15 protein-coding genes are annotated in these 19,816 nt (G+C 74.0%); 9 read left to right on the forward strand and 6 right to left on the reverse strand.

The window, feature by feature from the left end; translation table 11 throughout:
- Window positions 1-8: 8 nt before the first annotated feature.
- Entirely contained in the window at window positions 9-686 is a 678-nt protein-coding gene (locus M3673_RS16370; protein ID WP_056863171.1) for a Crp/Fnr family transcriptional regulator, read from the reverse strand.
- A gap of 176 nt (window positions 687-862) precedes the next feature.
- On the opposite strand from M3673_RS16370, the gene nth reads away from it, so the two are divergent.
- The 3 genes from nth to M3673_RS16385 are packed head-to-tail and all read left to right on the forward strand — an operon-like array spanning window position 863 to window position 3,468.
- Window positions 863-1,567: an endonuclease III gene (nth, locus tag M3673_RS16375; protein ID WP_251534948.1), complete on the forward strand. Its 705-nt coding sequence runs from the start codon at window positions 863-865 to the stop codon at window positions 1,565-1,567.
- The gene (locus M3673_RS16380; RefSeq protein ID WP_251534949.1) at window positions 1,564-2,271 is read left to right on the forward strand and encodes a CoA pyrophosphatase; all 708 of its coding nucleotides are present in this window, start codon (window positions 1,564-1,566) and stop codon (window positions 2,269-2,271) included. The genes nth and M3673_RS16380 overlap by 4 nt, the downstream gene beginning before the upstream one ends.
- A 6-nt stretch (window positions 2,272-2,277) precedes the next feature.
- Window positions 2,278-3,468, forward strand: coding sequence for a MarP family serine protease (locus M3673_RS16385; protein WP_056863174.1), 1,191 nt, complete (start codon window positions 2,278-2,280; stop codon window positions 3,466-3,468).
- Window positions 3,469-3,545: 77 nt separating this feature from the next.
- Here M3673_RS16385 and M3673_RS16390 read toward each other — a convergent pair whose 3' ends face one another.
- The 5 genes from M3673_RS16390 to M3673_RS16410 form a co-directional block, all read right to left on the reverse strand.
- Entirely contained in the window at window positions 3,546-3,950 is a 405-nt protein-coding gene (locus tag M3673_RS16390; protein ID WP_056863175.1) for a phage holin family protein, read from the reverse strand.
- A gap of 125 nt (window positions 3,951-4,075) precedes the next feature.
- Window positions 4,076-5,422 (reverse strand): Na+/H+ antiporter NhaA, encoded by a 1,347-nt coding sequence (gene nhaA, locus M3673_RS16395; RefSeq protein ID WP_251534950.1) that lies wholly within the window; start codon window positions 5,420-5,422, stop codon window positions 4,076-4,078.
- Window positions 5,423-5,627: 205 nt separating this feature from the next.
- Window positions 5,628-7,607: an acetate--CoA ligase gene (acs, locus tag M3673_RS16400; protein WP_251534952.1), complete on the reverse strand. Its 1,980-nt coding sequence runs from the start codon at window positions 7,605-7,607 to the stop codon at window positions 5,628-5,630.
- Between the two features lie 142 nt (window positions 7,608-7,749).
- Window positions 7,750-9,384 (reverse strand): cation acetate symporter, encoded by a 1,635-nt coding sequence (locus M3673_RS16405; RefSeq protein WP_056863178.1) that lies wholly within the window; start codon window positions 9,382-9,384, stop codon window positions 7,750-7,752.
- Window position 9,385: 1 nt separating this feature from the next.
- The gene (locus tag M3673_RS16410) at window positions 9,386-9,784 is read right to left on the reverse strand and encodes a DUF485 domain-containing protein (RefSeq protein WP_251534953.1); all 399 of its coding nucleotides are present in this window, start codon (window positions 9,782-9,784) and stop codon (window positions 9,386-9,388) included.
- Between the two features lie 334 nt (window positions 9,785-10,118).
- Between M3673_RS16410 and M3673_RS16415 the strand changes: the two genes are divergently transcribed.
- Genes M3673_RS16415 through M3673_RS16440 form a run of 6 tightly spaced genes read left to right on the forward strand, consistent with a single transcriptional unit; the run spans window position 10,119 to window position 19,397 of the window.
- Window positions 10,119-11,648: an MFS transporter gene (locus tag M3673_RS16415; RefSeq protein ID WP_308196168.1), complete on the forward strand. Its 1,530-nt coding sequence runs from the start codon at window positions 10,119-10,121 to the stop codon at window positions 11,646-11,648.
- 1 nt (window position 11,649) lies between these two features.
- Window positions 11,650-13,821, forward strand: a complete 2,172-nt coding sequence (locus tag M3673_RS16420) for a molybdopterin oxidoreductase family protein (RefSeq protein WP_308196169.1) — start codon at window positions 11,650-11,652, stop codon at window positions 13,819-13,821.
- Window positions 13,818-15,278, forward strand: coding sequence for an FAD-dependent oxidoreductase (locus M3673_RS16425; protein ID WP_251534955.1), 1,461 nt, complete (start codon window positions 13,818-13,820; stop codon window positions 15,276-15,278). The genes M3673_RS16420 and M3673_RS16425 overlap by 4 nt, the downstream gene beginning before the upstream one ends.
- Window positions 15,275-17,878, forward strand: coding sequence for a nitrite reductase large subunit NirB (gene nirB, locus M3673_RS16430; RefSeq protein WP_251534957.1), 2,604 nt, complete (start codon window positions 15,275-15,277; stop codon window positions 17,876-17,878). Before M3673_RS16425 ends, nirB begins: the two co-directional genes overlap by 4 nt.
- The gene (gene nirD / locus M3673_RS16435) at window positions 17,875-18,225 is read left to right on the forward strand and encodes a nitrite reductase small subunit NirD (protein ID WP_193665874.1); all 351 of its coding nucleotides are present in this window, start codon (window positions 17,875-17,877) and stop codon (window positions 18,223-18,225) included. Before nirB ends, nirD begins: the two co-directional genes overlap by 4 nt.
- Window positions 18,222-19,397 (forward strand): uroporphyrinogen-III synthase, encoded by a 1,176-nt coding sequence (locus tag M3673_RS16440; protein ID WP_251534958.1) that lies wholly within the window; start codon window positions 18,222-18,224, stop codon window positions 19,395-19,397. Before nirD ends, M3673_RS16440 begins: the two co-directional genes overlap by 4 nt.
- The last annotated feature ends 419 nt before the right edge of the window (window positions 19,398-19,816 follow it).

Genomic DNA, 19,816 nt, shown 5'->3' on the forward strand with positions numbered 1-19,816 from the left:
GGCGGGGGTCAGCGGGCGCGGCGAGAGAGGCGCTCGACGTCCATGATGACGACGGAGCGGGGCTCCAGGCGCAGCCAGCCGCGGGAGGCGAAGTCGGCGAGCGCCTTGTTGACCGTCTCGCGGGAGGCACCGACCAGCTGGGCGAGCTCCTCCTGGGTGAGGTCGTGGTGCACGTGGACGCCGTCGTCGGCGGTGCGGCCGAAGCGGTCGGCGAGGTCGAGCAGCGCCTTGGCGACGCGGCCGGGCACGTCGGAGAAGACGAGGTCGGCGACGACGTCGTTGGCCTTGCGCAGCCGACCGGCCAGCTGGGTGAGCAGGCCGCGGGCGACGACGGGGCGGCCCTCGAGCCAGCGCAGCAGGTCCTCGTGGGAGAGCGAGGCGTAGGTGACGTCGGTGACGGCGGTGACGGTGGCCGAGCGCGGGCCGGGGTCGAAGAGCGACAGCTCGCCGAACATCTGGCCGGGGCCGAGCACGGCGAGGAGGTTCTCCCGGCCGTCGGAGGAGGTGCGGCCGAGCTTCACCTTGCCGTCGAGCACGATGTAGAGCTTGTCGCCGGAGTCGCCCTCGTGGAAGAGCACCTCGGAGCGCCGCATCCGGCCCTCGGTCATCGAGGCGCGCAGCGCGGAGGCCGCCTCGTCGTCGAGGGCGCTGAAGAGCGGGGCCTGACGAAGTACGTCGTTGTCCACGGAACCTCCAGAATCTGTGCCCGCCGTGCGCAGAGCCACCGCGACGATCCTATCCGTGTGGAACCTCACAGGGGCAATCCGGCCTCGGCGCGGCGAGCCCCCGGGACCGTTGCGGGGTGGGTCCGGGGTCGGTGCGGGGTCGGCCCGGTGTCGGCACGGTCTCGTACGCTGACCCGGTGCCCGCCGTCGAGACCCCCACCGGCCTGGTGCGTCGAGCCCGCAAGATCGACCGCACCCTGGCCGAGACCTATCCCGAGGCGGGCTGCGAGCTCGACTTCGACGACGCCTTCCAGCTGCTCGTGGTCACCGTGCTCTCGGCGCAGACCACCGACCGTCGGGTCAACGCCGTGCGCCCGACCCTCTTCGCGGCCTACCCCGACGCCCGCGCCATGGCCGCGGCCGACCGCTCGGCCCTCGAGGGCATCGTCGGGCCGCTGGGCTTCTTCCGGGCCAAGACCGAGTCGCTGCTCAAGCTCAGCGCGGCGCTGGTCGAGGACCACGGCGGCGAGGTGCCCGGCCGTCTCGACGACCTGGTGAAGCTGCCCGGCGTGGGTCGCAAGACCGCCAACGTCGTGCTCGGCAACGCCTTCGACGTGCCGGGCATCACCGTCGACACCCACTTCGGGCGCCTCGCCCGCCGCCTGGGCTGGACCAGCGAGACCGACCCGGTCAAGGTCGAGCACGCGATCGGCGCGCTCTTCCCGAAGCGCGACTGGACGATGCTCAGCCACCGGCTGATCTGGCACGGCCGGCGCTGCTGCCACGCCAAGAAGCCCGCCTGCGGTGCCTGCCCGGTCGCGCGCTGGTGCCCGGCCTTCGGGGAGGGGCCCACCGACCCCGAGGCGGCCCGCGCGCTGCTGAAGACCCAGGGACCCGCGTGATCCCCGACTGGCTCGAGCCGGTCAGGCGCGGCGCCTCGGAGATCACCGCCGAGCAGCTCACCCGCTTCACCCCGCCCGCCGACGGCAGCGCCCGGCAGGGCGCCGTGCTCATGCTCTTCGCCGAGGGCGAGCGCGGCGGCGAGCTGCTGCTGACCGAGCGTGCCCACGACATGCGCTCCCACCCCGGCCAGGTCTCCTTCCCCGGCGGCTCCGTCGACCCCGGCGAGAGCGTCGAGGAGGCCGCGCTGCGCGAGGCCGACGAGGAGGTCGGCCTCGACCCGGCCTCGGTCGAGCTCTTCGGGCGGCTGCCCGAGCTGTGGCTGCCGCCGAGCAACTTCGCGGTCACCCCGGTGCTCGGGTGGTGCGCCGACGTCGCCGTGCGCATCGCCAGCCGCGCCGAGGTCCACGCGATCCACCGCGTCGCCATCGAGGACCTGCTCGACCCCACCCAGCGCGTGCAGGTGCGTCACCCCGCGGGCTTCACCGGCCCCGGCTTCCTCATCGGCCCCGAGCACGACGTCGTGCTGTGGGGCTTCACGGGCGGTATCGTCTCGAGGCTCTTCGACCACCTGGGCTGGACCCGTCCGTGGGACACCTCGCGGATGCAGGACCTGCCCGAGCACATGGTGGCGGGCGCGCCGCGGCCCCGACAGGGGCGGATGCTGGACATCGAGGACCGCGCCGAGGCGCACGAGGACATCTAGGACCCCATGAACCTGCTCGACTGGCTGCTCGTGGTGCTGGTGCTCGCCTACGCCCTCTCCGGCTACTGGCAGGGCTTCATCACCGGCGCCTTCGCCACCGGCGGGCTGCTGCTCGGCGGCCTGCTCGGCGTGTGGCTGGCCCCGGTCGCCCTGGGCGACGCCGCCCCCTCGCTGCTGGTCTCCCTCGGCGCGCTCTTCATCGTGATCCTCGCGGCCTCGCTCGGCCAGGCCGCGCTGCAGTACGCCGGGGCCCGGCTGCGCTCGCGCATCACCTGGCAGCCGGCCCGCGCGGTCGACGCCGTGGGCGGCGCGGCCCTCAGCGGCGCCGCGGTGCTGCTGGTCGCCTGGGCGCTGGGCGTGGCCGTCTCGGGCTCGCGCATCGACGGCGTGACGCCGCTGGTGCGCAGCTCGGAGGTGCTCGCCAAGGTCGACGGCGTGCTGCCGCGTGCGGCCGGCGGCGTGCTCCAGGCCTTCAACGACGTGGTCGGCACGAGCTTCTTCCCGCGCTACCTCGAGCCCTTCGCACCCGAGCGGATCGTCGAGGTCGCCCCGGGCGACCAGCGGATGCTCTCGCGCCCCGGCGTCCAGGCCGCGGCCGCGAGCGTGCTCAAGGTGCGCGCCACCAACGCCTGCGGGCGAGGGGTGGAGGGCAGCGGCTTCGTCTACGCCACCGACCTCGGCGACGGCCGCGACCGGCTGCTCACCAACGCCCACGTCGTGGCCGGCGTCGACGAGCCCCAGGTGATGCTGGGCGACGTGTCGGTGCCGGGCGAGGTCGTGGTCTACAACCCCGACGTCGACGTCGCGGTCATCGCCTTCGACGGCGACCGCGCCGCGCTCGCGCTCGACGACTCCGCGGCCGAGGGCGACCCGGTGGCGATCCTGGGCTACCCCCAGGACGGCCCCTACGACCAGCAGGCCGGTCGGATCCGCTCCGAGCAGCGGCTGCGCTCACCCGACATCTACGGCGAGGGCACCGTCATCCGCGAGGTCTACTCGCTGCGCGGGCTGGTGCGCCCGGGCAACTCCGGCGGCCCGATCGTCGCCCGCGACGGCGACGTCGTGGGCCTCGTCTTCGCCGCCTCGGTGACCGACGACGACACCGGCTACGCGCTCACGGCGGGCCAGGTCGCCGACACCGCGGCGCGGGGCCGGGGCACGGCGTCGGCCGTCGACACCGGCGACTGCGCGGGCTGAGACCCGCGCCGGGGCCAGGACCCGGGACCGACCCGGGGCGCGCCCCAGGCCTGACCCGGGCCTGGCTAGGGCCTGGCTCAGGCCTGGCCCTTGAGGGCGCGGGGGATCTCCTTGCCCTGGGCGATGGCCTTCTCGGGGGCGCGCACCTGCTTGACCTTCTTCACTCCGACGAAGGCGAGGAGGCCGGCGAGGAGCAGGTAGGCGCCGAAGACGATGAGGAAGGCCCAGTGCAGGGCCAGGCCGTCGCCGTTCCAGTTGATGAGGTAGGCGAAGGCCACCGAGAGCATGATGACGGCCAGCACGGCGAGGCCGCCGGCGGCCACGAAGAGACCGATGCCGACACCGCCGGCCTTGACGCTGACCTTCAGCTCCGACTTCGCCAGCTCGATCTCCTTGGAGACCAGGGTGGAGATGTCGCGGCTGGCGTCGGCCACCAGCTTGCCGATGGTGGGGTCGGTGTCCTTGACCGGTTCGATGGCCATGTGTGGGTGCTCCCGCTGCTCCAGCGCCGTGCGTGCCGACGTCGACGTGTGTGACTGCTCCGCCCGACCCTACAGAACGCGGGCCCCCGGCCTCACCACCGTGGGGGTGAGGCCGGGGCCGGGGCTCAGCGCGTGCCGGGCTCGCCGCGCTGGAAGACGTCGGGGATGCCGTCGAGGTCGCGGTCCTCGGCCTCCTCCTCGCACAGGCGCCGGTAGACCCGGTTGCGCCCGCGCAGGACGACGGTGGCCAGCAGCGTGGCGATCACCGAGCCGACCAGCACACCGACCTTGACGTGGTCGTCGCGCTCGGAGCCCTGGCCGAAGGCGAGCTCGCCGATGAGCAGCGAGACCGTGAAGCCGATCCCTGCGAGCATCGACATGCCGAGCACGTCGACCCAGGTCAGGTCGTCGTCGAGGTCGGCGCGGGTGAAGGTCGACAGCAGCCAGGTCGAGCCGACGATGCCGACGGTCTTGCCCACCACCAGGCCGGTGACGATGCCGAGGGCGACCGGGTCGCCGAGGGAGTCGACCAGCCCGCTGAGCCCGCCGACGGTCACGCCCGCGGCGAAGAAGGCGAAGACGGGCACGGCGACACCGGCGCTGATGGGGCGCACGAGGTGCTCAAGGTGCTCGGCCAGGCCCGGGCCCTCCTGGCCGTCGCGGCGCAGGACCGGCACGGTGAAACCGAGCAGCACGCCCGCGACCGTGGCGTGCACGCCCGACTCGTGCACCAGGGCCCAGGCCACGACGGCGAGGGGGATGAGCAGCCAGCCCTTCCACACCCGCTTCTGCACCAGCAGGGCGAAGGCCGCGATCGGCACCAGGGCGAGCGCGAGGAAGGTCATGTCGAGCTCGCTGGTGTAGAAGATCGCGATGATGGTGATGGCCAGCAGGTCGTCGACGACCGCGAGGGTCAGCAGGAAGGTGCGCAGGCCCGAGGGCAGGTGGGTGCTGATGACGGCCAGGATCGCCACGGCGAAGGCGATGTCGGTGGCGGTGGGGATGGCCCAGCCGCGCAGGTCGCCGTCACCGCCGAGGTTCCACAGCACGAAGACCAGGGCCGGCACGGCCATGCCGCCGACGGCCGCCGCGACCGGGAGCGCCGCGCGGCGCGGGTCGCGGAGGTCTCCCGCGACGAACTCGCGCTTGAGCTCCAGGCCGGCCACGAAGAAGAAGATCGCCAGCAGCCCGTCGGCCGCCCAGGTGCCGAGGGAGAGGTCGAGGTGCAGCGCCGAGGGCCCGACGCTGTAGTCGCGGATCGACTCGTAGACCGAGGCCCAGGGGGTGTTGGCCCACACGATGGCGACCACGGCCCCCGCGATGAGCAGCATGCCGCCGGTGGTCTCGGCGCGGAGGATCTCCGCGACGCGGGAGTGCTCCAGGAAGGAGCCGCGGGCGAAGAGGCGCTGGCGACCCGGGGCCGGGTCGGGTGTCGGACCGGGCGGGGGAGTGGGCTGCTGGGCGTCGGGCACGGGGCTCCTCAGGGGTCGGCGGGGCGAGCGCCGACCAGACTTCCCGGCTCACCTGTTCAACAGGCTACCGGCGGCAGGGCCCCGCCCGGACCACCCGTCCGGGGCCGGACACGCACCGGCCGCCGTCGCCCGCGGGCGGCGGCGGCCGGTGCGTCGTACGACGGGGTCGCTCGGGTGGGGCCGTGTCGGGCCTGGTCGGGCGGGGTCAGTCGTCGGCCTTGCCCGACTGCAGGCCCGAGGAGATGAGGTCCATCACCGAGCTGTCGGCCAGCGTGGTGACGTCGCCGACCTGGCGGTTCTCGGCGACGTCCTTGAGCAGGCGCCGCATGATCTTGCCCGAGCGGGTCTTGGGCAGCTCGGGCACCACCATGATCTGGCGCGGCTTGGCGATCGCGCCGATCTCCTTGGCGACGTGCTTGCGCAGCTCCTCGACGATGTCCTCGCCGCCGTCGCCGGCGGAGTCGCGCAGGATGACGAAGGCGCACACCGCCTGCCCGGTGGTCTCGTCGGCGGCACCGACCACGGCGGCCTCGGCGACCTTGGGGTGCGAGACCAGCGCCGACTCGATCTCGGTGGTGGAGAGGCGGTGCCCGGAGACGTTCATGACGTCGTCGACGCGGCCCAGCAGCCAGATCGCGCCGTCCTCGTCCTTCTTGGCGCCGTCACCCGCGAAGTAGTAGCCCTGCTTGCGGAAGCGGCTCCAGTAGGTGTCGACGTAGCGGTCGTCGTCGCCCCACAGGGTGCGCAGCATCGAGGGCCAGGGGCCCTTGACCACGAGGTAGCCGCCGGAGCCGTTGGGCACCGACTCACCGGCCTCGTCGACGACGTCGGCCTCGATGCCGGGCAGCGGGGTCATCGCGGAGCCGGGCTTGCCGGCGGTGACGCCGGGCAGCGGCGAGATCATGATCGCGCCGGTCTCGGTCTGCCACCAGGTGTCGACGATGGGGCAGCGCTCGCCGCCGATGACCTCGCGGTACCACATGTAGGCCTCGGGGTTGATCGACTCACCGACCGAGCCGAGCAGGCGCAGCGAGGAGAGGTCGAAGCCGTCGGGGATCTCGCGGCCCTGCTTCATGAAGGTCCGGATCGCGGTGGGGGCGGTGTAGAAGATCGTCACCTTGTAGTCCTGCACGATCTGCCACCAGCGGCCCTTGAAGGGCGCGTCGGGGGTGCCCTCGTACATCACCTGGGTCGCGCCGTTGGCGAGCGGTCCGTAGACGATGTAGGAGTGCCCGGTGACCCAGCCGATGTCGGCGGTGCACCAGTAGACGTCGGTGTCGCGCTTGAGGTCGAAGACCGCGTCGTGGGTGAAGGAGGTGCCCACGAGGTAGCCGCCGGTGGTGTGCAGGATGCCCTTGGGCTTGCCGGTCGTGCCGGAGGTGTACATGACGTAGAGCGGGTGCTCGGCGTCGAAGAACTCGCAGGTGTGCTCGGTGGAGGCGCCGGCGACGGCGTCGTGCCACCACACGTCGACGGCGTCGTCCCACGCCACGTCCTGGCCGGTGCGGCGCACGACGAGCACGTGCTCGACCTCGAAGTCCTGCGCGGCGGCCTTGGCGCGGGCCTCGTCGACGGCCGGCTTGAGGGCCGAGGGCGCGCCGCGGCGGTAGCCGCCGTCGGAGGTGACGACGACCTTGGCGCCGCAGTCGACCAGGCGCGAGGCCAGGGCGTCGGAGGAGAAGCCGCCGAAGACCACCGTGTGGGGAGCGCCGAGGCGGGCGCAGGCCAGCATGGCCACGACGGCCTCGGGGATCATCGGCATGTAGATGGCGACGCGGTCGCCGCTGCCGACGCCGAGTGCGGTCAGGGCGTTGGCGGCCCGGTTGACCTCGTCCTGGAGCTGGGCGTAGGTGAGGTCACGGGTGTCGTCCTCGGGCTCGCCGACCCAGTGCAGGGCGACGGTGTCGCCGCGGCCGGCCTCGACGTGGCGGTCGACGCAGTTGTAGGCGGCGTTGAGGCGACCGCCGACGAACCACTTCGCGAAGGGCGGGTTGCTCCAGTCGAGCACCTGGTCCCACTCGCGCTCCCAGGAGAGGCGGCCGGCCTGCTCGGCCCAGAACGCCTCGGGGTCGGCCGCGGCGCGCTCGTAGGCCTCGGCCGTCACGTTGGCCGCGGCGGCCAGCTCGGCCGGGGGCTCGAAGGAGCGGTCCTCACGGGACAGGTTGGACAGGGTCTCTTCGCTCACGGTTTCCTCCGGGTCGACGGGGTGGCGCTGGCCACACTAGGACGCGGGTCCCAGGGTGGCGAGGGCCGGTTGCCCCGCGGTTGCCCGCGGGTCGTGCCACTCCGCCGGGCGCCTCGCGGCGCCCGGCGGAGCGGTCGTGCGGTCAGTGCGAGATCGCCTTCTCCGAGCCGGCGCCGGTGAGGGCGCGCACCTCGAGCTCGGTGTAGCGCTCCTCCGCGGTGGGCTCCTTGGAGGTGATGGTGCCGATGTAGCCGAGCAGGAAGCCGAGCGGGATGGAGACGATGCCCGGGTTCTCCAACGGGAACCACGAGATGTCGATGCTGGTGGGCAGCAGCGAGAGGTTCTTGCCCGTCGGGTCGAGTCCCTTGCCGGACACGACCGGGGAGAAGACCACCAGGCCGACGGCCGAGATGAGGCCGCCGTAGATGCTCCAGAGCGCGCCACGGGTGTTGAAGCGCTTCCAGAACATGTTGTAGATGATCGTCGGCAGGTTGGCCGACGCCGCGACGGCGAAGGCCAGGGCCACCAGGAACGCGATGTTGAGGCTCTGGGCAGGGATGGCCAGCAGGATCGACACCAGGCCGATGCCGGCGGCGGCCCAGCGGGTCACCTTGATCTCCTGGTCCTCGCTGGCGGTGCCCTTCTTGATCACGCTGTTGTAGATGTCGTGGGCCACCGACGCCGACGAGGTCAGCGTCAGGCCGGCCACGACGGCCAGGATGGTGGCGAAGGCGACGGCCGCGATGATGGCCAGCAGCACCGCACCGCCCGTGGAGCCGGCTCCACCGCCCACGGCCTCGGCCAGCAGCGGGGCGGCCAGGTTGCCCGAGGCGTCCAGCTCGCCGGACTCGCGCAGGCCGGGGATGTCGAGCAGGGCGGCGGCACCGAAGCCGAGCACGAGGGTGAAGAGGTAGAACACCCCGATGAGGCCGATGGCCCACAGCACCGACTTCCGCGCGTCGCGCGAGGTCGGCACGGTGTAGAAGCGGATGAGGATGTGGGGCAGGCCGGCCGTGCCGAGCACGAGCGCGATGCCGAGGCTGATGAAGTCGATCTTGCTGGTCGCGGTGGCGCCGTACTTCAGGCCGGGCTCGAGGAAGGCCGAGCCGGCACCGGAGTTGCTGGCGGCCGTGCCGAGCAGCTCGGAGAGGTTGAAGTCGAACTTCGCGAGCACGAGCACCACGATCAGGGCCGAGCCGGTCATGAGCAGCACGGCCTTGACGATCTGCACCCAGGTCGTGCCCTTCATGCCGCCGACGGTGACGTAGAAGATCATGAGCGCGCCGACGCCGAGGATGACGATGTTCTTGACCGCCTGGTCGTCGACGCCCAGCAGCAGCGCCACCAGGGCGCCCGCGCCGACCATCTGGGCCAGCAGGTAGAAGATCGACACGACCACGGTGGAGGTCGCCGCGGCCATGCGCACCGGGCGCTGGCGCATGCGGAAGGCCAGCTGGTCGGCCATCGTGTAGCGCCCCGAGTTGCGCAGCATCTCGGCCACGAGCAGCAGCGCGACCAGCCAGGCCACGAGGAAGCCGATGGAGTAGAGGAAGCCGTCGTAGCCCGAGAGCGCGATGGCCCCGGAGATGCCGAGGAACGACGCCGCCGACATGTAGTCGCCGCCGATGGCCAGGCCGTTCTGCACCGGCGAGAACGAGCGGCCGCCGGCGTAGAAGTCGGCCGTGCCGGAGGTCTGCCGGCTGGCCCAGAAGGTGATCCCGATCGTCAGCGCGACGACGCTGAGGAACAGGATCGTGGTGAGCACCTGGTGGTCCATGTCAGTGCCTCTTCCCGTCGGTGCCGGCCACGGTCGCGTCGTACTCGTCGTTGAGGGAGCGCGCCAGCGGGTCGAGGCGGCTCTCGGAGAAGCGGGCGTAGGCGAAGGCCAGCCCGAAGGTGGTGACGAACTGCAGCAGGCCGAAGACCAGCGCGACGTTGATGTTGCCGACCAGCTTGGTGTTCATGAAGCCGCCGGCGTAGTTCGACATCAGGATGTAGAGCAGGTACCACGCCAGGAAGGCCACCGTGGCGGGGATGACGAAGCCCCGGTAGGCCTTGCGCAGCGCGGCGAAGTCGGGTGAGTCGTGCAGCCGGTCGTAGACCGGGTCGTGCCGGGAGGCCTGGGTGGCGGCCTGCGGCTGCTCCCCGGCTCCGGGCTGGCTCTCGTGGGTGCCCACGGCGGTGTCCCCTCTCGTGCGGATGCGGCCGCGCCGGCCGCAGGTGTGATCGCGGTCACCGTAGGAGTGACGGCGCTCACCCCGGCAGGGCCGACGCCCCGGTCGTCGGCGAGCGGCGCCTCGGAGTCGGTGAGCGGTCGGTCGGGCGCGGTGAGCGGCCGGGTGGGGGGTGGTGGTGCGGCGTGGCGAGGACGGGCGGTGGGGCGGGCGGTGAGGTCGTGAGGGGTGTGAGGACGTGAGGAGAAGTTGACCTCGACGGTCACCCGGGGTCGACAGGGGCGAAATCTCGCGCGCCGAGGGTGGAGCCACCGACGAGCCCCTCAGGAGCAGCGCCATGACCATGACCAGCCACTCGCGCAGCAACCCGCGCAGCGACGCCGCCGCCGGGTCGGCGCCCGCGCGCCGCACCGGACGCTGGATCGAGGACTGGCGCCCCGAGGAGGAGGCGTTCTGGGAGGAGACCGGCCGCCCCGTGGCCCGGCGCAACCTGCTGTGGTCGATCTTCGCCGAGCACCTCGGTTTCTCGGTGTGGCTGATCTGGAGCGTCAGCTCGGCGTTCCTGGTCGCGCAGGGCTTCTCCTTCACCCCGCAGCAGCTCTTCGTGCTGGTGGCGCTGCCCAACCTCGTCGGCTCGCTGCTGCGACTGCCCTACACCTTCGCGGTGCCGAGGTTCGGCGGGCGCAACTGGACGATGGTGAGCGCGGCGCTGCTGCTGGTGCCGACGCTGCTCTTCGCCTGGGCGGTGCAGGACCCGGGCACGCCCTACTGGGCCTTCTGCCTCATCGCCGCGACCGCCGGCCTCGGGGGCGGCAACTTCGCCAGCTCGATGGCCAACATCAACTTCTTCTACCCCGCGGCCAAGAAGGGCGCGGCGCTCGGCCTCAACGCCGCCGGCGGCAACCTCGGCGTCTCGCTGATCCAGCTCTTCCTGCCCGTGATCGTCGGCGGCGCCGGCATCTTCGGCCTGGTCAAGGCCAGCGAGGGCGGCATCCACCTCGAGCGCGCCGCCTGGGTCTACGCCGGGCTCGCCGTGGTGGCGACGTTCGCGGCCTGGCGCTGGATGGACAACCTGGCCACCGCGACCTCCCGCCCGCGCGAGCAGATGCAGGTCGTGCGCAAGCCGCACACGTGGATCATGGCCTTCCTCTACATCGGCACCTTCGGCTCCTTCATCGGCTACTCCGCCGCCATGCCGCTGCTCATCAAGCTCACCTTCTGGGTGCCGGAGCCGACCCCCCTCGGCACGGGCATCTACTTCGCCTACTTCGCCTTCCTCGGCGCCCTGGTGGGCTCCGCGACCCGCCCGCTCGGCGGGTGGCTGGCCGACCGCTTCGGCGGCGCCCGGGTCACCCTGGCCGCCTTCGGCGCCATGATCGTCTCCACCCTGGCGGTGCTGTGGACCCTCACGCGGCTGACCCCGAACCCGACCGCCGACCCGGCGATCGCCACCGACAACCAGTCGTGGTTCCCCTTCTTCCTCGGCTTCTTCCTCTGCGTCTTCGCCGCCACCGGCATCGGCAACGGCTCGACCTACAAGATGATCCCCGCCATCTGGCGCACCGAGGCCGAGCGCACCAGCGAGGCCGGCACCCCCGCCCGCAGCGCCGCGCTGCTGCTGGCCACCAAGCAGGCCTCGGCCGCCATCGGCGTCATCGGAGCGGTGGGCGCGATCGGCGGCTTCCTCATCCCGATCGCCTTCAGCTCGCCGTGGGTCGAGGACCCGCTCTCGGCCACGAAGGGCGCCTTCGTCGTCTTCACCGCCTTCTACGCCGTGTGCGCCCTGGTCACCTGGGCGGTCTACCTGCGCCGGCCCTCCGCGGCCGCCGCCGCGAGGCCCGGCACCATGGCGGGCGCGGGCATCTGACGTGAGCACCCCTCCCGCCGGCCCGGCCACGGGCACCCGCACCCACTGCCCCTACTGCTCCCTGCAGTGCGGCATGACCCTGGAGCGCTCCGGTCGCACCCTGCAGGTGCAGCCGTGGGCCGACTTCCCGGTCAACGAGGGCGCGCTGTGCCGCAAGGGCTGGACCGCGACCGGGCTGCGCGGCCACCGCGAGCGGCTGACCAGCCCGCTCGTGCGCGACGGGGCCACCGGCGAGCTGCGCACCGCGTCGTGGGACGAGGCGCTCGACGTGGTCGCGACCCGGATGCGGGCGCTCCAGGCCGAGAGCGGGCCCGACGCGGTCGCGGTCTTCGGCGGCGGGGGGCTCACCAACGAGAAGGCCTACCAGCTGGGCAAGCTGGCCCGGGTGGCGCTCGGCACCAGCCAGATCGACTACAACGGCCGCTGGTGCATGAGCTCCGCGGCCTCCGCGGCCAACCAGGCCCTCGGCCTCGACCGCGGACTGCCCTTCCCGCTGGCCGACCTCGAGCGCACCGACCTGGTCGTGCTCGTGGGCTCCAACCTCGCCGAGACCATGCCGCCGGCCGCGCGCCACCTCGACCGGCTGCGCGAGCGCGGCGGCCGCGTCGTCGTGCTCGACCCGCGCCGCACCGCCACCGCGGAGCGCGCCGACCTCGTGCTCCAGCCGCTGCCGGGCACCGACCTGGCCGTCGCGCTGGGCCTGCTGCACCTGCTCGACGGCGCCGGCGCGGTCGACGAGGAGTACGTCGCGACCCGCACCACCGGCTTCGAGGACGTCCGCCGCTCGGTCGCCGGCTGGTGGCCCGAGCGCGTCGAGCGGGTCTCCGGCGTCGCCGCGGAGGACCTGCGCGAGCTGGCCGGGCTGCTCGCCGACGCCGAGCGGGCCGTCGTGCTCACCGCCCGGGGCGCCGAGCAGCACGCCCAGGGCACCGACACCGTGCTGGCCTGGATCAACGTCGCCCTCGCCCTCGGGCTGCCCGGGCGCGACGCCTCGGGCTGGGGCTGCCTCACCGGCCAGGGCAACGGCCAGGGCGGGCGCGAGCACGGCCAGAAGGCCGACCAGCTGCCCGGCTACCGGATGATCGACGACCCTGCGGCCCGCGCCCACGTCGCGGGCGTCTGGGGCGTGGCGCCCGAGACCCTGCCCGGGCCGGGGCGCTCGGCGTACGAGCTGCTGGAGGCGCTGGGCACCGAGGGCGGCCCGCGGGCGCTGCTGGTCACCGGCAGCAACCCGGTCGTCTCGGCGCCGAACGCCGACCACGTGACCGAGCGCCTCGACGCCCTCGACCTGCTGGTGGTGGTCGACCTCGTCCTGTCGGAGACCGCGGCCCGCGCCGACGTCGTGCTGCCCGTGGCCCAGTGGGCCGAGGAGACCGGCACGATGACCAACCTCGAGGGCCGGGTCGTGCTGCGGCAGCGCGCGGTGGCCCCGCCCGCCGGCGTGCGCGACGAGCTGGAGCTGCTGGCCGACCTCGCGGCCCGCCTGGGCTCCCCGGTGCCCTTCGGCACCGACGCCGCCGAGGTCTTCGCCGAGCTCGGCCGCGCCTCGGCCGGCGGTCGCGCCGACTACTCCGGGATCACCCACGAGCGGGTCCGCGCCGAGCAGGGCGTCTTCTGGCCCTGCCCCGCCGTGCCCGAGGGTCGTGCGCCCCACCCGGGCACGCCGCGCCTGTTCGCCGAGCGCTTCGCCACCCCCGACGGCCGCGCGCGCTGCCGCGTGGTGGAGCACCGCGGCCCCGTCGAGCAGCCCGACGCCGCCTTCCCGCTGCACCTGACGACCGGGCGGGTGCTCGCGCAGTACCAGTCCGGCGCCCAGACCCGCCGGATCCGCGACCTGCCCGACACCGGGCCCTTCGTCGAGCTGCACCCCATGCTGGCCGCCCGGATCGGCGCCGCCGACGGCGAGCCGGTCGTCGTCAGCACCCGCCGCGGGTCGCTGCGCGCGCCGGCGCGCGTGGTCGACTCCATCCGCCCCGACACCGTCTTCGTGCCCTTCCACTGGGTCGGCGCCAACCGGCTCACCCACGACGCCCTCGACCCCTCCAGCCGGATGCCGGAGTTCAAGGCGTGCGCCGCGGCGGTGGGGCTCGCCGCGTCACCGGACCCCACGCCGGACGTCTCGTCCGCGCAGGCGACCGTGCGGGAGCGGGCCGCCGCGGGGGTGCCCGCATGAGCGCACGCGTCGTGGTGGTCGGGTCGGGCATGGCCGCGACCCGGCTGGTCGAGGAGCTGCTCGCCCGCGACACCGGCGCGCGGATCACCGTGCTCGGCGACGAGCCCCACGCGCCCTACAACCGGATCCTGCTCTCCGCGCTGCTCGAGGGCACCCACCGCGCCGACGCGCTCACCCTGCGCGGCCTGGAGTGGTACGCCGACCGGGGCGTCGACCTCCGCACGGGCGCGCGGGTGCTCGAGGTCGACCGCGACGCCCGCGAGGTCGGCCTCGTCGACGGCACCCGCCTCGGCTACGACCGGCTGGTGCTGGCCACGGGCAGCATCCCCACGCTGCCGCCGGTGCGCGGGCTGGTCGGCATGGACGGACGTCTGGACGAGCGCGTGCACGCCTTCCGCAGCCTCGACGACGCCCTGCGGCTGAGCCGCGCCGCGGCGTCGGCGCGCCGCGCGGTCGTGGTCGGCGGCGGGCTGCTCGGCCTCCAGGTGGCCCGCGCCCTGGGCGTGCGCGGCCTCGACGTCGAGGTCGTCGAGGGCGGTGACCACCTGCTGCGCAGCCAGGTCGGCGCACCGGCGGGCGCGATCCTGGCCCGCGACCTGCGCCGCCTCGGCACGGCGGTCTACACCGGCACCCGCGCCGTGCGGCTGACCCCCGCGGGGCTCGTGCTCGACCACGGCTACACCCTCGGCACCGACCTCGTCGTGCTCACCGCCGGCGGCCGGCCCTCGGTCGCGCTGGCCCGGGCGGCCGGCCTCGCGGTGCGACGCGGAGTGGTGGTCGACGCCCGGCTGACCACCAGCGACCCCCGCGTGCACGCGATCGGCGACTGCGCCCAGCGCGGTGGGCGCACGACCGGCTTCGTCGCCCCCGCCTGGGAGCAGGCCGGCGTGCTGGCCGAGGTGCTGGCACACGAGCTGGCCGGTGACCTGGCCGGGGGAGCCGACCCCCGCCCGGGCCGCACGCTCCCGGCGTACGAGGGGTCGCGGACGGTGGCGCGGCTGCGCGCGACCGACCTCGACGTCGCGGTGCTCGGCGAGCCCGAGACCGCCGAGGGCGAGGTCGTGGAGCTGACCAACCCCGTGGCGGGCTCGCACCGCCGCCTCGTCGTGCGCGACGGCGTGCTCGTGGCCGCGACCCTCGTCGGCGACCTGAGCCGGATCGGCCTGCTCACGCAGTACTACGACCGCGGCACGGTGCTCTCGCCGGGCGAGCCCGGCGCGCTGCTGCGCGGCGAGCGACCCGGCGCGGGTGCGACCCCGAGCGCGGCCACCCTGCCCGACGACGCCGAGGTGTGCGCGTGCGCCGGCGTCAGCGCCGGGCGTGTGCGCGCCTGCGGCTCCCTCGAGCAGGTCCGCGACACCACCCGCGCCACCACCGGCTGCGGCGGCTGCGCGCCCGCCGTGCGACAGCTCCTCGCCACCCGACCCAGCACCACCCTGGAAGGAACCCGAGCATGATGGCTCACCACCGCAGGACCCTCGTGGTCGTCGGCCACGGCATGGTCGGCCACCGCTTCGTGCAGGCCGCCGTCGAGCGGGGCCTCACCGAGACCCACGACGTGGTCGTGGTCGGGGAAGAGCTGCGCGCTGCCTACGACCGCGTCGCGCTGACCTCCTTCTTCGAGCGCGGCGCCGAGGAGCTCTCGCTGCTCCCGACCGGGGAGTACGACGACCCCCGGGTGCGGCTGCTGCTCGGCACCACCGTCGAGTCGGTCGACACCGGTGCCCGCACGCTCGTGCTCGGCGGTGCCGCCGCGGGCGAGGAGCTGGCCTACGACGAGCTGGTGCTCGCCACCGGCGCCGCCCCCTTCGTGCCACCGATCCCCGGCACCGACCTCGACGGCGTCTTCGTCTACCGCACCATCGAGGACCTCGAGGCGATCCGTGACGCGGCCGCCACCGCCCGCGTGGGCGCGGTCGTCGGCGGCGGGCTGCTCGGGCTGGAGGCGGCCAACGCCCTGGCGCAGCTGGGCCTGGAGACCCACGTGGTGGAGATGGCGCCGCGGCTCATGGCCGTGCAGGTCGACGACGCCGGTGGCGCGGTGCTGACCCGCCACGTCGAGGGCCTGGGGCTGGGCGTGCACACCGGCGCGACGACCACCGAGGTGCTCGGCCAGGACGGCCGCGTGGTCGGCCTCGGGCTGCGCGACCGCGAGCCGCTGCCGGCCGAGGTCGTGGTCTTCTCGGCCGGGATCCGCCCGCGCGACGCCCTGGCCCGTGCGGCCGGTCTCGACGTCGCCGAGCGCGGCGGCGTGCTGGTCGACGAGCGGTGCCGCACCTCCGACCCCCACGTGTGGGCGGTGGGGGAGTGCGCGGCCCCGGCGGGACGGATGTACGGCCTGGTCGCGCCGGGCTACGCGATGGCCGAGGTCGTCGTCGACGCCCTGCTGGGCGGCCCGGGCGCCTTCACCGGCGCCGACATGTCGACCAAGCTCAAGCTGATGGGCGTCGACGTGGCCTCCTTCGGCGACGCCTTCGCGACCACCGAGGGCGCCCTCGAGCTGGTCTACGCCGACGCCGTGACGGGGGTCTACAAGAAGCTCGTCGTCTCCGAGGACGGCCGGCGCCTGCTCGGCGGCGTGCTCGTGGGCGACGCCAGCGCCTACGGCGTGCTGCGCCCGATGGTGGCCACCGCCACCAACCCGGGCATCGCGCTGCCCGACAACCCCGAGGACCTGATCCTGCCCAGCGGCCGCGGCGGCGCCGAGATCGGGCTGCCGCCCGAGGCGCAGGTCTGCTCCTGCAACGACGTCACCCGCGCGCAGATCGAGGAGGCGGTCGGCGAGGGCGGCTCGTGCGACAGCCCGTCGTGCGTCACCGCCTGCACCCGCGCCGGCGCCACCTGCGGGTCGTGCAAGCCGCTGGTCAAGAAGGTCGTGGAGGACTTCTTCGCAGCCCGGGGCCGCAGCGTCGACCGCAGCCTGTGCGAGCACTTCCCGCTCTCGCGCCAGGAGCTCTTCGAGGTGATCGCCGTGCACGGGCACACCCGCTTCGACGACGTCGTCGCCGCCCACGGCACGGGCCGCGGCTGCGACGTCTGCAAGCCCACGGTGGCCTCGATCCTGGCCAGCCTGCTCGGCGACCACGTGCTCGGCGCGGAGCGCCGCACGCTGCAGGACACCAACGACGCCTACCTCGCCAACATCCAGCGCAACGGCACCTACTCCGTCGTGCCCCGCATCCCCGGTGGCGAGATCACCCCGGAGAAGCTCATCGTGATCGGGGAGGTCGCCCGCGACTTCGGGCTCTACACCAAGATCACCGGGGGCCAGCGCATCGACCTCTTCGGCGCCCGCATGGAGCAGCTGCCGGCGATCTGGACCCGCCTGGTCGACGCCGGCTTCGAGTCCGGGCACGCCTACGGCAAGTCGCTGCGCACCGTGAAGTCCTGCGTGGGCTCGACCTGGTGCCGCTACGGCGTGCAGGACTCCACGACGCTGGCCATCATGCTCGAGGAGCGCTACCGGGGCCTGCGCTCCCCGCACAAGCTCAAGGGCGGGGTGAGCGGCTGCGCCCGCGAGTGCGCCGAGGCCCGGTCGAAGGACTTCGGCGTCATCGCCACCGAGAAGGGGTGGAACCTCTACGTCGCGGGCAACGGCGGCGCCACCCCCGTGCACGCCCGGCTGCTCGCGGGCGACCTCGACACCGAGACGCTGGTGCGCTACCTCGACCGCTTCCTCATGTACTACATCCGCACCGCCGACCGGCTCCAGCGCACCGCCCCCTGGGTCGACGCCCTCGACGGCGGCCTCGACCGGGTGCGCGAGGTCGTCGTCGACGACGTGCTCGGGCTCGGCAGCGAGCTCGAGGCGGCGATGGCCACCCACGTCGAGGGCTACTCCGACGAGTGGCGCGCCACCCTGGAGGACCCCGACAAGCTGGCCCGCTTCGTCTCCTTCGTCAACGCCCCCGACACCCCCGACCCCCACATCACCTTCCGCAGCGAGCGCGACCAGGTCGCCCCGGCCGACAGCGAGGGCCCGGTGCTGCTCGGCGCGAGCATCCCCGTGGGTCCTGGAGGCCCGGGCAGCCCCGAGACGGTCGGGGCCGGCCGGTGAGCGCGCCGGAGGCGACCTGGACGGCGGTCTGCCGCCTGGAGCAGATCGAGGTCGAGGGCGGCGTGGCGGCGCTGGTGGGGGGCGCGGCGGTCGCGGTCTTCCGCACCCACGACGACACGGTGCACGCGCTGGGCAACTACGATCCCCTCGGGCGGGCCTCCGTGCTCGCCCGCGGCATCGTCGGCACGCGGGGGGAGGTCCCGTGCGTCGCGTCGCCGCTGCACAAGCAGGCCTACGACCTGCGCACCGGGCAGTGCCTCGACGACGCGGCCGTCCGGGTCCCGACGTACGACGTCAGGGTCGACCGCGGCGTGGTGCTGGTCGGCCCGCAGAGGGAGGGTCCGTGACACCCGAGCTGCCCGAGCCGCCCGAGCCGCCCGAGCCGCCCGAGCCGCCCGAGCCGCCCGATGCGGCCGCGCCGCTGGCCGGCTACCGGATCGGCGTGACCGCCGCCCGCAAGGTCGACGAGCAGGTCGCGCTGCTGGAGCGTCGCGGCGCCCGCGTGGAGTGGGCCCCGGCGCTCTCGCTGGAGCCCAACCAGGTCGACGACGCCGAGCTGCGCGCCCAGACCGCCGAGGTGCTCTCCCGCCCCGTCGACGTCTTCCTGGCCACCACCGGCATCGGCATGAAGGCGTGGTTCGAGGCCGCGGAGGGCTGGGGCCTGCTCGACGAGCTGCTCGCCGCCCTGGGGTCATCCGAGATCCTCGCCCGCGGCCCCAAGAGCGTGGGCGCGCTGCGGCGCCGCGGGCTGCGCGAGCTGTGGGCCCCGGAGTCGGAGTGCTTCGAGGACGTGCTCGAGCACCTGCGCGGACGCGACCTCGCCGGGCGCCGCATCGTGGTGCAGGAGCACGGCCAGTCGCTGTCGATGGTCGCCCACGCGCTGCGTCGCCAGGGCGCCGACGTCACCACCGTGACCGTCTACCGCGTGCTGGCCGCCGACGACCCCGGCCCGATGTTCAAGATGGTCGACCTCATCGCCGACCGCGCCCTCGACGCCGTCACCTTCACCTCCGCGCCTGCCGTGGCCGCCCTGATGGAGGCCGCGGGCGTCGTGGGCCGGCGCGACGAGGTCGTCACCGCCTTCCAGGCCGACGTCGTGGCCTCCTGCGTCGGCCCGGTCACCTCGGCCGCCTTCGAGATGTGGGGCGTGCCGACGCTCTTCCCCGAGCGCTCGCGGCTGGTCGCGATGGTCAAGCAGCTCGAGACCGAGCTGCCCTCGCGCTCCTCGGGCCTGGCCGTCGACCTGGTGGGTGGGCGCCAGCTGCTGCTGCACGGCGACGGCGTGCTCCTCGACGGGGTCGAGGTCAGGCTCTCGCCGGCGCCGACCGCGGTGCTGCACGCCCTGGTCGCCAACCCCGGCAACGTCGTCTCGCGCCAGGCGCTGCTGGCCATGCTGCCCAGCGGCACCGCCGGCTCCGAGCACGCCGTGGAGATGGCCGTGGCCCGCCTGCGCGCCGGCATCGGCACCAAGGCCGTGCAGACCGTGGTCAAGCGCGGCTACCGGCTGGCCGTGGGCTGACTGCGGGGCCTCCCTTCGCAGCCTGGTCATGCTGGGCTGCGGCAGTCGTGGCGCCGGCCTCGCGCGACACGTCGAACGCCGCGACGAGGCCGTGAAGCAGCTCGACCGTCCCGGACGCGCCACGCGTCGTCGTCGCGCCGAGCCCGACCTGCTCGCGGCGGTCCGAGACGCGAGGGCGGCGCTGTCACGGGACGCCGGCGCCCCGGGGTCCCCGGCGCTGTGACCGGCGCTGTGCCCGGTGCGGTGCCTGGCGCGGTGACCGGCCCGGGGATCGGCCCGGGGATCGACCTGCTGACCCGCCCGCCGACCCGGCCGTGGGGCGGCCTTGTGGTCGGCACCAGGAAGTGGCGGGATACGACAGCTGCGGCGGTCCTCGACTGGTCGTACGCCGCCACTTCTCGGGCGGGCCGGCCGGGGAC

The organism is Nocardioides sp. P86 (assembly GCF_023712465.1).
Taxonomy (GTDB): Bacteria; Actinomycetota; Actinomycetes; order Propionibacteriales; family Nocardioidaceae; genus Nocardioides; species Nocardioides kribbensis.